This window comes from Pseudomonas sp. ASL4, from assembly GCF_056680395.1.
Window position 1 is genome coordinate 2562591 of sequence record NZ_CM155280.1, and the last position, 14484, is coordinate 2577074.

Here is a 14484-nt window from a genome sequence, read left to right on the forward strand (position 1 = left end):
CGCGAAGGCGGCTTGGCATTCAACACTTCTGTTGACTGTTATACCGCCTTCGCGAGCAAGCCCGCTCCCACAGGTTCCGTGAAGACCCCGGACAATGTGTTTCAAATGGTTAGAACCGGCGGTTTTGGCGGTGTTGTCGCACAGCCGAACGAGTGTTCCTGTGATTAACTGCTGTCAGCAAAATGGACAGGAGTTGGCTTGCTCATGGAATTGAGAATTGATCGACAGGCAATGGTGCCCGTCGTACAGCAAATCGTCGACGGACTCGCGGGCTGGATCCGTCAAAGCGAAGTGCCGCCCGCGACTCGCTTGCCTTCTGTGCGACACATCGCGCGGATCAATTTGCTCAGTCAATCCAGTGTCGTTGAAGCCTGTGAGCGCCTCGTCGCCCAAGGGGTCCTGGCCTCGCGTCATGGTTCGGGGTTCTTTGTCGCCGCATCAGCACCGGTGGTGCCGGATGCGTGGGATCTTCCCAGGTTCGAAGGCGCAGAGGCGATGCAAACGGATTTCAGCAACAGTCTGTCGGGTGAGCTGATGCTGGGGTGTGGCGGGCTGCCCGAAAGCTGGCGCGAAACCGACGACCTCAGTTACGCGATCCGTCAGGTGGCCCGTACCGACATGGCCGGTCTGTTCAACTACAGCACGCCACTGGGCTTGCTTGCGCTGCGTCAGCAGATCCTCAAGCGCTTGAAGCCGCTCAATATCGAGGTGGACGACAGTTGTGTCCTGACCACGGTCGGCGCCAGCCAAGGGCTCGACCTGATTGTGCGGACCTTGCTCAGGCCGGGGGACTGCGTGGTGGTGGAAAACCCCGGTTTTTCTCATCTGTTCGATTTGCTCCGGCTGCACGGAGTCAGCATGCTCGAGGTGCCCCGCACGCCGCGTGGGCCCGACACGCAAGCGCTTGAGCGGTTGTTGATCAAACACAATCCTCGAGCCTTGTTCATCAATAGCTACCACCACAACCCCACCGGCAGTTGCGTGACGCCGGCAGTGGCGCAGCGGGTTCTGCAACTGTGCAAAACCCATGGCGTGCTGGTGATCGAAGATGATGTCTATGCGGATTTGCACCATGGTCCGGGCACACGCCTCGCCGCGCTGGATGACGACGCCCGGGTGATCTACGTCGGCAGCTTTTCCAAGACCCTCAGCAGCTCATTGCGGGTGGGGTTTGTGGTGGCGGGTGCCGGGCTCATTTCACGGCTGGCCGAGGTCAAGATGATCAGCAGCATGGGCGGCTCGCGGTTTTGCGAGTCGGTGCTGGCCGGGTTGTTGGCCTCAGGTGCCTATCGCAAATTGGTACAACGCCTGCGTCAGCGTCTGAGCATGGACCGGGTTGCGGCGTTGCAGTTGCTCGAAGATGCCGAGTGGGAAGTCTTCGGCAAGCCTGCCGGAGGCTTGTTCATCTGGGCGCGACCGCCGATGTCCGACTACGCTCAGCTGCGCGTGCAGGCGCGGCGTTTCGGTGTGCTGCTGTCTTCTCCTACGGCATTCAGCCCGACCGGTGAAGCCAATGACTGGCAACGGATCAATGTCGCCAGTGCCTGCGATCCGCGTGCCCGGCGGTTTTTTCAGGCCACCGCTGTGGATCGACCTAAAACGTTCTGAAAACGACGTAGGCGTAGCTTTTTGCCATTATTCCGACGCCAGAGACTTGTGTTGACACAGGCCCGTTGCGAATCTCCATCTACAGACTTTGGCAGGGGACTACGAGCAATGATTTCGGCCGTGCAAGGACGTTTTGCCAACCTCGGTATGGCAAAAAAACTGGGTGTCGGGTTTGTCCTGGTGCTGTTGTTGACAGCCTTGGTGGCAGCCATTGGCGTATGGTCCCTGCGAACCATCAGTCAGCGTTTCGACGGGCTCAAGCAGATGTCATCGCTTAACAGCGGCTTGCTCAAGGTGCGTTTGCTAGAGCAGGAGTACGCCTTGCACGGCAACCCGAAAACCGCCGATGCGCTGCATCAGGGGGTTGATGCGCTGATTGCCCTGGCGACTCAGTTGAAGGCGCAGTCGGCGCTCAACGTGCCGGTCATGAACGATGTCGAGCAGTCGCTTGGTGCCTATCGCAAGGCCTTCGACGAATTTGTCTCATTGACCCAGGCCAAGGACCTGGCCCTGGAAATGGCCAGTTGGTCGGTGTCCAGCGTGGCCAATAACCTCGATGTATTGCAGGCCGGCCTCGCAGACGATGGCGCCTATGCCTTGAAGGAGTCCGAGGGCAAGGATGGTTCGCAGTTCATTGAGCAGGCCAATCAGGTCAGCCAAGTGTCACGGTTGATGTTGCAGGCCATGAATGAGGCCCGTGTGCGCCTCGACCAGAGCCGCAAGGGTGACGACGACAGCGCCGGCAAGGGCAAGATCGAGCAGGCCGACCAGGCACTGGCTCAGGCCGAGCAGCTGAAAACCACGGTCAAGGACGAGGGTTACCAGACTGTCCTCAATGAAGTGACCGGTCATATCGCCAGTTTCAGTGACAAACTCACCGAGTACACCGGCCTCCTGGCCCAGGAAAAAACCGTCTATGAGCAACTGCACCAGCGCGCCGCTCAAGTGGTGGAGCGGGTGGATCAGGCCTACGTGGCTGAAGACGGGGCGATGCAGGCCGAGCTGAAAAAGAACTCGTTGTTGATCATTGGCTCCTCGGCGCTGGCGCTGCTGGTCGGGCTGATCGCGGCGTGGGTGATTACCCGGTTGATTGTGGCGCCGCTGCGCAGTGTGATTCGTGTCGCTCAGCAGATTGCCTCGGGTGATTTGAGTGCGACGGTTGAAGTAACCCGCCGCGACGAAATCGGTCAGTTGATGCAGGCCATGCAACAGATGGGCGCAGGCCTGAGCAGTATCGTCAGTGGTTTGCAGGCCGGCATCGAACAGTTGGCCAGTTCCGCGCAATCGCTGTCAGCGGTGACCGAGCAGACCAACCTGGAAGTCAGCAGCCAGAAAGAAGAAACCGAGCAAGTCGCCACGGCAATGAATCAGATGACCGCCACGGTGCATGACGTCGCCCGTAACGCGGAGGAAGCCGCCACGGCGGCGCAGACCGCGGACGACAAGGTCGAGAGTGGTCAGCAGGTCGTACGCCAGAGCATGGCGCGGATCGAGCAACTGGCGGATTCGGCGACTTCGGCCAGTTCCAGTATCGAGAGCCTGAGTGCGGAGATCCAGAACATCGGCACGGTGCTCAGCGTGATCAAAAGCGTGGCCGAGCAGACCAACCTGTTGGCCCTCAACGCGGCCATCGAGGCAGCCCGGGCGGGTGAGCAGGGCAGGGGCTTTGCGGTGGTGGCCGACGAAGTACGGGCGCTGGCCAAGCGTACTCAGCAATCGACTGAGGAGATCGAGCGGTTGGTGAGTGCCTTGCGTTCGGCGGCGCAGTCGTCGGTACGGCAGATTCAGAACAGTGGTGAGTTGGTTAAGTTGGCGGTCAGTGATGCGCTGCAGACTGAGAGTGCGTTGGGGAGTATTGCGGCGGCGGTGTCGTTGATTCAGCAGATGAACCAGCAGATTGCGGCGGCGGCCGAGGAGCAGAGTTCGGTGGCTGAGGAGATTAATCGCAGTGTGACGAGTATTCGTGCGAGTGCGGATCAGTCTTCGTTGGCGATGCGGGGGAATGCGGCGTCCAGTATTGAGTTGGCGCAGTTGGGGGTTGAGCTTAAGGGGATGGTCGGGCATTTTCGACTTTGACGCGTTGACTTGGCGGCCTTAGGGCCGACCAGGTTCTTGTTGGTTGAGTACATATCCTTTGTTGCGGTAACGGCTTCTTATGGTTCCGCTCTTACAGCGGGTCACTTTTGGCAAACGCCCCAAAAGTAACCAAAAGGTCTCGCCCCGGCGTCCGGCCCCTCGCTTAGGCTCGGCGTGCCTTCGTTCCGGTATTCATCTGGGGGCATCGCCTCCGGTCGGCTTCGCTTCGACCTCCTCTCGATGTGTTCGACTTCGTCGAACGGCGCTACGCGCCTAACCCCCAGATGAACACCTCCACTCAGCCTCCCGAAGGGGCGGGTAGAGCAAGATCAAGAGCAGGCGAGCTAACGCTCGGCCTAATGAGTGGTGAGGAGCGGGTGGGTGTACGCCGCTCTGCTTTTGATTCTGCTTTTGTAGGAGCGAGGCTTGTCCGCGAAGGCGGCCTGACAGCCGACCCATATCTTTCGGATGCACTCGGTCCAATTGTGGGAGCTGGATTGCCTGCGAAGGCGGCCTGACAGCCGACCAATCTCCCTCGGATGTACTCACCCCCATTGTAGGAGTTGAGCTTGCTCGCGAAGGCGCACTGAAGGCCTATCAATCTATTGTTAGTGCAATGGTTTCTGTGGGCGCTGAAGGCTGCAATCCTTTGATCTTCCCCCATCAAATCCAAGGCAAAAAAAAGCCACCTCTCGGTGGCTCTTTTTTTCTTCCAATCAGTCGTAAATCACTTTCTTCTTCCAGTCGGCATCGGCCTCGACGTCTTTGAGGCCTTCGGTCAATTGGTTGACCTCGCCTTCTGCCGGGGCAGTTTTGTCCATGACTTGGGCGTTGGCGCGAGCCAGGAGTTTTTCCAGGTATTCGAGTTGTTCGGCGTATATCTGCGGTTCTTGTTGCTTGCGCAGGTATTGCACGCCGCGTTCGAACGCCAGGCGAGCCTGGCCAGGCTGGTTCTGTTGCAGGGAGTGTTGGCCGAGGTTGTTGAAGAACTCGATGTGCAGCAGCACCAGGATGTGGCGCACTTCGCGGATCCAGCGCTTGGCTTCATTGGTCGGCAAGAAGCCGTCCTGAGCAGCGCGGGTGATCTGGCCATGCAAGGCTTCGAGCAGGAAGCGCACGTCCTTGGCCTTGGCCTCGGTCTGGATCGGTGCCGGGGGGTTGTTCACCGGGATCGATTCGCCTTGGGCAACCAGGGTGTTCAGCTCGGCGATTCGTGCCTTGACCGATGCACTGGTTTTCTCAAGGTTCAGCAGGCGCTGGCAGACGTTCAGCTCCAGACGGGTCAGCAGCAGCTTGAGCGCTGGTGTCATCAACTGACCGGGGAAGGTCTCGGTGATTTCGCCACAGCGACGCAAACGGTCGTTGAGTTCAACCTTGGTACGGGCCTTTTCCAGCTTATTGTTTTCCACCACATGGTTCATGTAGCCAATGGCGATCAATAGTGCGATCCCGGCTATGACTAGCAGGGTGATCATGAGTGGTGTCACCGGTAAGACCTCTTTATAGGGTTCGCGTGCGAGTGTAGTGGCTTGGCATGGGGGCGCATAGGGCCGCTCGACGAGTTGAATCGGCCACGACTCTACTTATATCGGCCGCAAGGCTGCTTATATAAGTAATAGCGCGCGAGGTGCACATTGCCATCATTTGTTGCGTGGGTGGACTATAGCGCCTTGGCGGGTGCCAGAATATAGGCGTCAAACGCCGGACGACGGAAAACCCGGATTCGCCTCCCAAAGCGGGGCGAAGTCATTGATTTAAATAAATTTATATCAGGGGGTTGACGACCCCTCAATCCATCCATAGAATGCGCGCCACTTACAGCGTAAAGCACACAGCGAAACGCGGTAGGTAGTGAATGTTGTACGTGTGTCCCCTTCGTCTAGTGGCCTAGGACACCGCCCTTTCACGGCGGTAACAGGGGTTCGAGTCCCCTAGGGGACGCCATATGCGGGAATAGCTCAGTTGGTAGAGCACGACCTTGCCAAGGTCGGGGTCGCGAGTTCGAGTCTCGTTTCCCGCTCCAATTTTAAACAGCGTTGCTTTCGGGCAAAGCTGAGTGAAACCAGAACCGATATCTTCGGATACGGATTTGGGCACTGGAATACACACCATGTGTTTCAGTTAGCGTGTCCCCTTCGTCTAGTGGCCTAGGACACCGCCCTTTCACGGCGGTAACAGGGGTTCGAGTCCCCTAGGGGACGCCATTTGCGGGAATAGCTCAGTTGGTAGAGCACGACCTTGCCAAGGTCGGGGTCGCGAGTTCGAGTCTCGTTTCCCGCTCCATATTTAACAAAAACGCCGCTCAGTGATGAGCGGCGTTTTTGTTTGCGCATTTTTTTTGTGGGAGTGAGCCTGCTCGCGATTACGGCCTGTCAGTTGGCGCACTTTTCGACTGATACACCGCAATCGCGAGCAGGCTCGCTCCCACATTTTTTTGCGTAGGGCCCGCCAATAGAGCGGGCCCGACTAGCGAATCAGAGCTTCGGCAACTGCCCGATACGCCCCATCATCTCGGTCACGATCTGCAGGTCCAGCAGGAACTGGTCGACAGTCTTGAACTCGTTGTCAGTGTGCCCGGTGTACTTGACCTCTGGCCGGGCCAGGCCGAACTGCACGCCATTGGGCAGCTCATGGACCGAAGTGGCGCCAGCGGAGCTGCCGAACTTGTGTTCCATGCCGAGGTTTTCAGTGGACACGGCCAGCAGGGCTTTGACCCATTCGCCCTCAGGGTTGCGGTACATAGGCTCAGCGATCGAGTAGTTGAAGGTTGCTGCAACGTGGGACTTCTTGCTCCAGGCGCCAATCTTTTCAGCAATTTTCGTCTTGAGCGCTTCCGGGGACTCGCCCTTCGGCACGCGCAGATTGACCGCGAGCTTGAAGGCTTTCTTATCCATCCCGACATAGGTCAGGGACGTGGTCAGCGGCCCCATGAAGGCATCGGAAAAACCAACGCCCAATTTGCCACCCAGATAGTCCAGGCCCCAGTTATCGGCGGCGTAACGGGCGGCGTCAGTGATGTGGTTGTGCTTGAGCGCAACCTTGCCGTCGAGGCTGTTGATGAAGTCCAGCATCCTGGCTACCGGGTTGACGCCTGATTCGGGCTCGGAGGAGTGGGCGGAGACGCCGGTGACCGTCAGTTTGACGTCCTTGCCGTCGACCTTGGCGCTCACTTCGAAGTTGCCGCCATTGCGCTTGGCATAGTCAGTCCCGGCCGTCTGCAGGCTGGCAGCCAATTCGGCGGGTTTGTCAGTCACCAGGGTGGCGACCGAAGCCGACGGAATCTGGTTAGTGGCCAGGCCGCCCGTCATCGAGATGATTTCGGCGCCTTTGCCCTCTGCCTTGCGCTTGGCAAAGCTCGCCATGACGGTGCCGTAGCCTTTCTCGGCAATCACTACCGGATAGCCGCCATCCAGCGCCAGGTTGTAGTTGGGTATCGGGTTGTGTTCGAAGTAATAGGGGATGGCGTCGCCGGTGGTTTCCTCGGTGGTGTCGACCAGCAGCTTGAAATTCCTCGCCAGTGGCAGCTTCTCTTCCTTGATGATCTTCATGGCGTAGAGCGCTACGACGATGCCGTTTTTGTCATCCTCGGTGCCCCGGCCGTACATGCGGTCGCCGATCAGGGTGATCTTGAATGGATCGAGTTTGGTGCCATCTTTCAGGACCCAGTTCTCCGGCGTCACGGGCACCACATCGGCATGCGCGTGAATGCCCACGACTTCATCGCCACTGCCTTCCAGGGAGATTTCATAGACACGGTTGTCGATGTTGCGAAAGTTCAGGTTGAAGGCCTGGGCAAGGCCCTTGATCTTGTCGGCGATCTTGATGAATTGCGGGTTGTCATGCTGGGCAACACCTTCCACTTGGAAGGTCGGGATTTCCACCAGTTCGCGCAGAGTCTCGGTGGCATCGGCGCCATACTTCACTCGTGCATAGAGGCCAAGCAGGCGATATATCTCGTTCTGCTGATCTGGGGAAAGTGTCTTGTTGTCGAGGAAAGCACTGATTGCCGGGCCGAGGTCGTCGGTTTTGGCAAGATCGCTCTTGGCCAGGCTTCCCAGGAACTGCCTGAAGTCTGTCACCGAGGCGTCACTGAAAGTCTTGAGAATGGTCGCGCTCTGTTGCGGGGTGATGCTGGCGTGCGCAAGTGTGGTAAACGACGAAAGGCTGGCCAGCATCAATGTAGTTGCGGCCAGTTGTTTGAGAGAAAAATCCATTGCTGGGGGCATTCCTTTGCAGGCGGTTTGTGAGAAATGTCTGATCGATAGGTCAGAAACATTTTTTAAACTAACACCATGAGGGAGCGATAGGGGAGCCCTCGAAGTGGGATCTGTCGCACAGAAACGCAAAAGCGACGCACAAACGAAAAAGGCCCGCCAGTCAGACTGAGCGGGCCTTTTGCATGAGCGCGAGGTTTACATCGATAAAATCAGGCGCCCGGCGAACAGGATCAAAATCACTCCCATGGTGCGTTCGAACCAATGCCCCATGCGCATAAACAGCAGTCGCACTCGAGCGCTGGAAAAGAACAGCGCAACGATCACAAACCACAATGCGTTCACGAAGCACATCCAAAGGCCATACAAAGCCTGGATCTTTAGCGGCGTCGTGGCGCTGATGATGGTGGTGAAGATCGCCAGGAAAAACAGCGTGGCTTTCGGGTTGGTCGCGTTGGTCAGGAAGCCGGTGGTGAATGCCTTCAACAGTGTTTGCTCGACCACTGGTTCGTCTGCCGCCTTGTCACCTTCCAGCGCGGTTTTCGGTTTGCTGCGCAACAGACTGACGCCGAGATACAGAATGTAGGCGCCGCCCACGACCTTGGCCACTGTCAGCAACCAGGGCGTGGTGTGCATCAGCGCGCCAACGCCCAGCAGGGTGTAAAGCACATGCACGGAAATCCCCGCACCGATGCCCAGTGCGGTGCAGATACCCACCAGTCGACCAAAGCGCACGCTCTGGCGAATGGTCACGGCGAAGTCCGGTCCGGGTGCGACCACGGCCAGGAAGTGGATGGTCGCCAGCGCCAGAAACTCGCCCAGGTAATTCGAAAGCATCTCAACTCCAAAAGGTAAGGGGTGAAGCATTGCCGCGGTAGCCGACAAAGAACGAAAGGCTCAATCGCGGGTCTGCCACGCCCGGGGTCACCGAGTGCATGCAGCGCGAATTGAACATGATGAAATCGCCCGGGTCGGGGCGAATCTCCAGGGTTGGAGGTCCAAGCAGGGTCGGCTCGATGCCGTAACTGTCGCCACGCATTTCGTCGAACTGGTCGGGGGTAATGTCGTGGTCCCACATCTGCAACGCGCCGCCCTCGGTGGGCATGTTCAGGTACACGTTGCAGGCAAATTGCGCCTCCAGGCTTTTGGCCTGGAAACTGTCCGGGGCGTCCTTGGCGAAAATGTCGTGATGGGCGAGAAAGCACACCCCGGGCTTCACCACTCGGGACAGCCCGACATACATTTTGCGACCGTAGAGGTTCTCCAGGTGCGCGCCTGCTGGCCAGGACTCATCAAGCATGCAACGCAGGGTGTCGACCGGGGACGAGTAGGGCGCGCATCGGTTGCGCAGTTCCTCGATGTTGCTGGTGGCGCGCTCGAAATAGTCTTCGATCAGCAGTGGCTGGTTTTCCGCTTCGTAAAACGCCATGCCGATGCGACCGATGCTCGGCGCATTGATATAGCCTTCAAAGCCCGGTGCAAGAATCTTGTCGCCAATCTGCACCGCCAGCGGCTGAGGCAAAAAGCCTTTGACGCGGATGGCGAGGACTTCTTCATTGGCCAGTTTTTTTATGCACGTCTCATCGAGACGCTCGACGTCAAGCATCATGGTTTAGGTCCATCTATCGAGTAGTCAACGGAGCCCGCGAATGCAGGCGCCCCCGCGTCAGGCGATGACGGTGTCGACATCGCCAAAATGCTCAATCCACGTGGTAGTGGACGGACAACGTGCCCTTTTTCTGAGAAAGGGAGTCGATCGAGACTGTGCCCAAATCCTTCAGGCTACGTACATGGGTGCCGCCACAGCCGTAGGCCGGAAGTTCACCGAAACCGATTTCCCGGGCGCCTTCGCGCAGTGAAGTCAGGCGTGGCAGGTCATGGGCGATCCACTGTTCGATGCCGCTCTGAACGATCTGCGCATCAACCTCTTGTGCCGAGTCTGCCGGTTTGAACTGCACGCGGCCTTCGTTGGGCCAGTGATGCGCCTTGGTCGGCATCCAGCCCAGCGCCTGAACGAAGTGGCCAATCAGGTGGCCGGCCGAATGCATGCGGGTATTGAATTGGCGGCGTTGCTCGTCGACCCGTATCTGAGTCATGCCGAGTTTTACCGGGTGGTCGACGTAATGGATGATCCGGTCCGGATCCTGGACCACCCGTAGCACCTGGCTTTCACCAATCCAGCCGGTATCAAAGGGCTGTCCACCGCCCTGGGGGTGAAACAGTGTGGCGCGCAAAACGACCGCGAATTCATTCTCGTGGGGCGTGCAATCCAGGACTTCCACATTGGCTTTGAGGTCATCACTATGGAAAAAGAGGCGAAGCGTCATATTCCATGCCCTTATTAAAGTTTCTATTTTTATTATATGAAGCGTGGAATTGCGTGATAATCCGTTCAAACATCAAAGGACTGTTGCGCTGTGAGCATAAATCTACCGCTACCGCTGTTGGGTGAAATGGCGATTTTCGTCAAGGTTGTCGAAACCGGCAGCTTCTCCGAAGCGGCACGTCAGTTGGGCTCGTCACCTTCGGCAGTCAGTCGCAGTATTTCGCGTCTGGAAAAAGCCCTGGCCACCCGGTTGCTGCAGCGCACCACACGCAAGCTGCGGCTGAGCGACGGTGGCGAAGAGGTGTTCAAGCGTTGCCAGGAGATGGTCAGCGCAGCCAAGTCAGTGATGGAAATCAGCGGCCAGTTCACCCATGAGGCTGAAGGCCTGGTGCGGGTCAGCGTGCCAAAAGCAGTGGGGCGATTTGTGATTCACCCGCATATGCCGGAATTTCTGCGCCGATATCCCAAAGTGGATGTGGAGTTGTTGCTCGAAGACCGGCAGGTGGATTTGATCGATGACCATGTCGATCTGGCGATCCGTATTACTGATCGGCCGCCCGCAGGACTGGTAGGGCGGCAGTTGCTGACCATTGACCACTTGCTCTGTGCGACGCCGCAGTACCTGGCCGAGCACGGCACGCCGATGCATCCCCACGACTTGCTCAATCACAGCTGCATCTACCTGGGCGAAACCCCGAGCGATGCGCGCTGGAAATTCAAGAAAGGCACTAAAGCCGTGACCGTCGGTGTGCGCGGGCGATACGCCGCCAATCACACTGGCGTGCGTTTGGGCGCGGTGTTGCAGCACATCGGCATTGGCAGCCTTCCGTACTTCACCGCCCGTTATGCGTTGGAGCAGGGGTTGATTGTGCAAGTGCTGCCGGACTGGACCTTTCTGGCCTCCTATCATGGCGGTGCCTGGTTGTTGCACTCACCGACCCGCTATCTGCCGCCCAAGCTTCGGGTGTTTATCGATTATCTGGTGGAGTGCCTGGAGAAGGAGCCAACATTGAGTAAGCCGGGTAAGCCCGGTGCGTTGGGTAAGGTGGCGGCGGAGTATGAGTTACCCGAGCGTGATGGGTTGCTCTGAAGTCAAGATCAAAAGATCGCAGCCTTCGGCAGCGCCCACAGGCGCAAGGAGCTGCCGAAGGCTGCGATCTTTTGATCTTCAAAACACAAAAAAAGCCCGCATGTTCAACCATGCGGGCCTTTTGTATTACTGATCCGGGATCAGTGCTTGCTGTCCTGGTTCGACATCGCCAGCAGTTGTTTTTCCTGGTTCCAGTCGAACGGTTCATCGTTCTGTTCGGCTTCGAAACGACGCTCTTCCAGCGCCTGATACAAGTCGATTTCATCATCGGGCATGTAATGCAGGCAGTCACCAGCGAAGTACCACAGCAGGTCGCGCGGCACCAGATGAGCGATTTGCGGGTAGCGGGTGATCACCTGGCACAGGATGTCCTGGCCCAGGTATTGGCTTTCGATCGGATCGACCGGCAGCAACGCACGCAATTCGTCGAAGCGCTCCAGGAACAAGGCATGGCTTTCTTCGGGAACCTGTTCGGCCTCACCTACGGCGACCAGGATGCTGCGCAAGTGGTCAAGCAAGACGAGATGGTCGGCAACGACATTGGACACGAGATAAGTCCTCAAGAGCAAAACGGGCGCAGGAGTATAAAGCTCCTGCGCCCATTTTTACATCGATGGCTGGATCAGCGGACCTTTCCTTCGGCCAGCGCCAACTCCTCTTTGTCGAAATCATCGACGTCGATCACCTTGCGCCGCGCCACTTCGGCGTCACGCAGGGTCTGCGCTTCACCCGGCTGCAACACCCCGGCTTCCAGCGCGGCATCGATGGCGTGCTCCCCGGCCGCCGGTTTGACTTGGCCACTTTTTAGCGCCACATGCAGCTTTTTCTGCAACGGTTGCGCTGCATTCAGCAGGTTGCAGGCGTGTTGCAGAGCACCAACGGCATCCTCGGCCGATTGCGGACGGTAGCAACCGCCGAGCAATTCTTCGAGGGTCGGATCGCCCTTGGCCCGACCAATCACTGCAGCCACTTCGGCGCCGAGTTTGTCCGACGGGCCTTTGTGACGACGACCGAACGGGAACACGATCACCCGTAGCAGGCAACCCAGCACCTTATTCGGGAAGTTAGTCAGCAGTTCATCCAATGCCCGTTCCGACTGCCCGAGGCTTTCTTCCATCGCCCAGTTAAACAACGGTGCCATGTGCTCCGGCGAATCGAGGTCGTGATAACGCTTGAGCGCGGCCGAGGCCAGGTACATGTTGCTGAGCACATCCCCCAAACGGGCCGATAGGCGTTCGCGACGTTTCAATTCACCGCCCAGCAGCATCATGCTGAGGTCGGCGAGCATGGCGAACGCGGCAGCCTGACGGTTCAGCGCGCGGAAGTAACCCTGGCTGAGTGTGTTACCCGGTGAATGTTCGAAGTGACCAAAACCAAGGTTCAGCACTAGTGTGCTGGCGGCGTTACTCACCGCGAAACCGATGTGCTTGAGCAGCAGGCCATCGAACTCGGTGAGTGCCTGGTCCTTGTCTTCACGACCGGCCAGCGCCATTTCCTTGAGTACAAACGGATGGCAGCGAATCGCGCCCTGGCCGAAGATCATCAGGTTGCGCGAGAGAATGTTCGCGCCTTCCACGGTGATGAAGATTGGCGCGCCATTCCAGCTGCGGCCCAGATAGTTGTTCGGCCCCATGATGATCGCCTTGCCGCCATGCACATCCATGGCGTGGCTGATGCACTCGCGGCCGCGTTCGGTCAGGTGGTACTTGAGAATCGCCGACAGTACCGACGGTTTTTCGCCAAGATCCACTGCATTCGCGGTCAGCATCCGGGCGGCGTCCATCATCCAGGCGTTGCCGCCGATGCGGGCCATGGCTTCCTGAATCCCTTCGAACGCCGACAGCGGTACGTTGAACTGCTCGCGGACCTGAGCGTACTGGCCGGTGACCAGACTGGTGAACTTCGCCGCGCCAGTACCGACCGCCGGCAGGGAAATCGAACGCCCCACCGACAGGCAGTTCATCAGCATCATCCAGCCTTTGCCGAGCATTTCCTGGCCGCCAATGAGGAAGTCCAGTGGAATGAACACGTCCTTGCCAGAGTTCGGGCCGTTCATGAACGCGGCGCCGAGCGGCAGGTGACGGCGACCGATTTCAACCCCGGCGGTGTCGGTCGGGATCAGCGCAAGGCTGATGCCCAAATCTTCTTTCTCGCCCAGTAAATGATCCGGGTCGTAGGCCTTGAAGGCCAGGCCGAGCAGGGTGGCCACCGGGCCCAGCGTGATGTAACGCTTTTCCCAGTTCAGGCGCAGGCCAAGGGTTTCCTGGCCTTCCCATTCGCCCTTGCAGATCACCCCGGTGTCGGGCATCGCGCCAGCATCGGAACCGGCTAGAGGCCCGGTCAAGGCGAAGCACGGAATGTCATCGCCGCGGGCCAACCGTGGCAGGTAATGGTTGCGTTGTTCGTCGGTGCCGTAATGCAGCAACAGTTCGGCCGGGCCAAGGGAGTTGGGGACCATCACAGTGGACGCGAGGTCGCCGCTGCGGGTCGCGAGTTTCATCGCCACCTGGGAGTGGGCGTAGGCGGAGAAGCCTTTGCCACCGAATTCCTTGGGGATTATCAGCGCGAAGAAGCCGTGTTCCTTGATGTGGGTCCAGGCTTCGGCTGGCAGGTCCATGTGCTGGCCAATCTGCCAGTCGGTGACCATTGCGCAGAGTTCTTCGGTCGGGCCGTCGATGAAGGCCTGTTCCTCTTCGCTCAGTTGCGCTTTTGGATAGGACAGCAGCTTGTTCCAGTCAGGACGGCCGCTGAACAGTTCGCCGTCCCACCAGACCGTGCCGGCATCGATCGCATCGCGTTCGGTTTGCGACATCGGCGGCAGGGTTTTCTGGAACCAGATGAACAGCGGCGCGCTGAAGAATTTGCGGCGCAGGTCAGGTAGCAACAGTGGCGCCGCGACTGCTGCGATCAACACCCAGAGAATCAGCAGCAGCCAGCCTGGTGCGTGGTGGCTGAAGGCACCCATCGCCACCACATAGACAGCCACGATACCCAAAGCAGGTAACGGGGCGATGCGGCGGTGGGCCAAATAGGCAATTCCGACGATCAGAACCAGTATCCACAACAACAGCATATTTAATCCTCCGTGAAGCCAAGGCAAAACCAACCTTCAGAGCTTAGACGGCATCCGCAAAACAGGTGGTCAGAGCAAGGTGATTGAAATCGTGGGA

At 58.5% G+C, this 14484-nt stretch carries 10 protein-coding genes, 4 tRNA genes and 1 pseudogene; 8 read left to right on the forward strand and 7 right to left on the reverse strand.

The features are described 5' to 3' along the window. Positions 1-204 precede the first annotated feature (204 nt). The 3 genes and pseudogenes from AC1MEW_RS11635 (at position 205) to AC1MEW_RS11645 (ending at position 3684) form a co-directional block, all read left to right on the forward strand. The gene (locus AC1MEW_RS11635) at positions 205-1608 is read left to right on the forward strand and encodes an aminotransferase-like domain-containing protein (protein ID WP_201256105.1); all 1404 of its coding nucleotides are present in this window, start codon (positions 205-207) and stop codon (positions 1606-1608) included. 264 nt (positions 1609-1872) lie between these two features. Further along, positions 1873-2775 (forward strand): annotated as a pseudogene (locus AC1MEW_RS11640) (HAMP domain-containing protein); the annotation flags it as partial. A gap of 204 nt (positions 2776-2979) precedes the next feature. Further along, positions 2980-3684, forward strand: a complete 705-nt coding sequence (locus AC1MEW_RS11645) for a methyl-accepting chemotaxis protein (RefSeq protein ID WP_416350745.1) — start codon at positions 2980-2982, stop codon at positions 3682-3684. Between the two features lie 716 nt (positions 3685-4400). Here the strand turns inward: AC1MEW_RS11645 and AC1MEW_RS11650 are convergent. Continuing rightward, positions 4401-5159 (reverse strand): hypothetical protein, encoded by a 759-nt coding sequence (locus AC1MEW_RS11650; protein WP_201205802.1) that lies wholly within the window; start codon positions 5157-5159, stop codon positions 4401-4403. A 393-nt stretch (positions 5160-5552) separates the two neighbouring features. On the opposite strand from AC1MEW_RS11650, the gene AC1MEW_RS11655 reads away from it, so the two are divergent. The 4 genes from AC1MEW_RS11655 (at position 5553) to AC1MEW_RS11670 (ending at position 5967) form a co-directional block, all read left to right on the forward strand. After that, positions 5553-5628: transfer RNA gene (locus tag AC1MEW_RS11655), tRNA-Glu, on the forward strand. 3 nt (positions 5629-5631) lie between these two features. Then, positions 5632-5707: transfer RNA gene (locus AC1MEW_RS11660), tRNA-Gly, on the forward strand. Between the two features lie 105 nt (positions 5708-5812). Beyond that, a tRNA-Glu gene (locus AC1MEW_RS11665) sits at positions 5813-5888 on the forward strand. Between the two features lie 3 nt (positions 5889-5891). After that, a tRNA-Gly gene (locus AC1MEW_RS11670) sits at positions 5892-5967 on the forward strand. 191 nt (positions 5968-6158) lie between these two features. On the opposite strand, the gene AC1MEW_RS11675 is transcribed toward AC1MEW_RS11670, so the two are convergent. The 4 genes from AC1MEW_RS11675 to AC1MEW_RS11690 form a co-directional block, all read right to left on the reverse strand. Further along, entirely contained in the window at positions 6159-7898 is a 1740-nt protein-coding gene (locus AC1MEW_RS11675) for a dipeptidase (RefSeq protein WP_480426313.1), read from the reverse strand. Positions 7899-8096: 198 nt separating this feature from the next. Next, positions 8097-8735 carry a LysE family translocator gene (locus tag AC1MEW_RS11680; protein ID WP_201205799.1) on the reverse strand — a complete coding sequence of 213 codons (639 nt, stop codon included), beginning with the start codon at positions 8733-8735 and terminating at the stop codon, positions 8097-8099. Position 8736: 1 nt separating this feature from the next. Next, complete coding sequence (locus AC1MEW_RS11685; RefSeq protein ID WP_201205797.1) at positions 8737-9507, reverse strand: 2OG-Fe(II) oxygenase; 771 nt, start codon at positions 9505-9507, stop codon at positions 8737-8739. A 91-nt stretch (positions 9508-9598) separates the two neighbouring features. After that, on the reverse strand, positions 9599-10225 hold the full coding sequence (locus tag AC1MEW_RS11690) for an alanyl-tRNA editing protein (protein WP_201205795.1): 627 nt from the start codon (positions 10223-10225) through the stop codon (positions 9599-9601). A gap of 90 nt (positions 10226-10315) precedes the next feature. Here AC1MEW_RS11690 and AC1MEW_RS11695 point away from each other — a divergent pair, with 90 nt between their 5' ends. Beyond that, positions 10316-11314, forward strand: a complete 999-nt coding sequence (locus tag AC1MEW_RS11695) for a LysR family transcriptional regulator (RefSeq protein WP_201205793.1) — start codon at positions 10316-10318, stop codon at positions 11312-11314. 140 nt (positions 11315-11454) lie between these two features. On the opposite strand, the gene AC1MEW_RS11700 is transcribed toward AC1MEW_RS11695, so the two are convergent. Beyond that, positions 11455-11862, reverse strand: a complete 408-nt coding sequence (locus AC1MEW_RS11700; protein ID WP_007905217.1) for a PA2817 family protein — start codon at positions 11860-11862, stop codon at positions 11455-11457. Positions 11863-11936: 74 nt separating this feature from the next. Beyond that, positions 11937-14387: an acyl-CoA dehydrogenase gene (locus AC1MEW_RS11705; protein ID WP_480426316.1), complete on the reverse strand. Its 2451-nt coding sequence runs from the start codon at positions 14385-14387 to the stop codon at positions 11937-11939. Positions 14388-14484 lie beyond the last annotated feature (97 nt).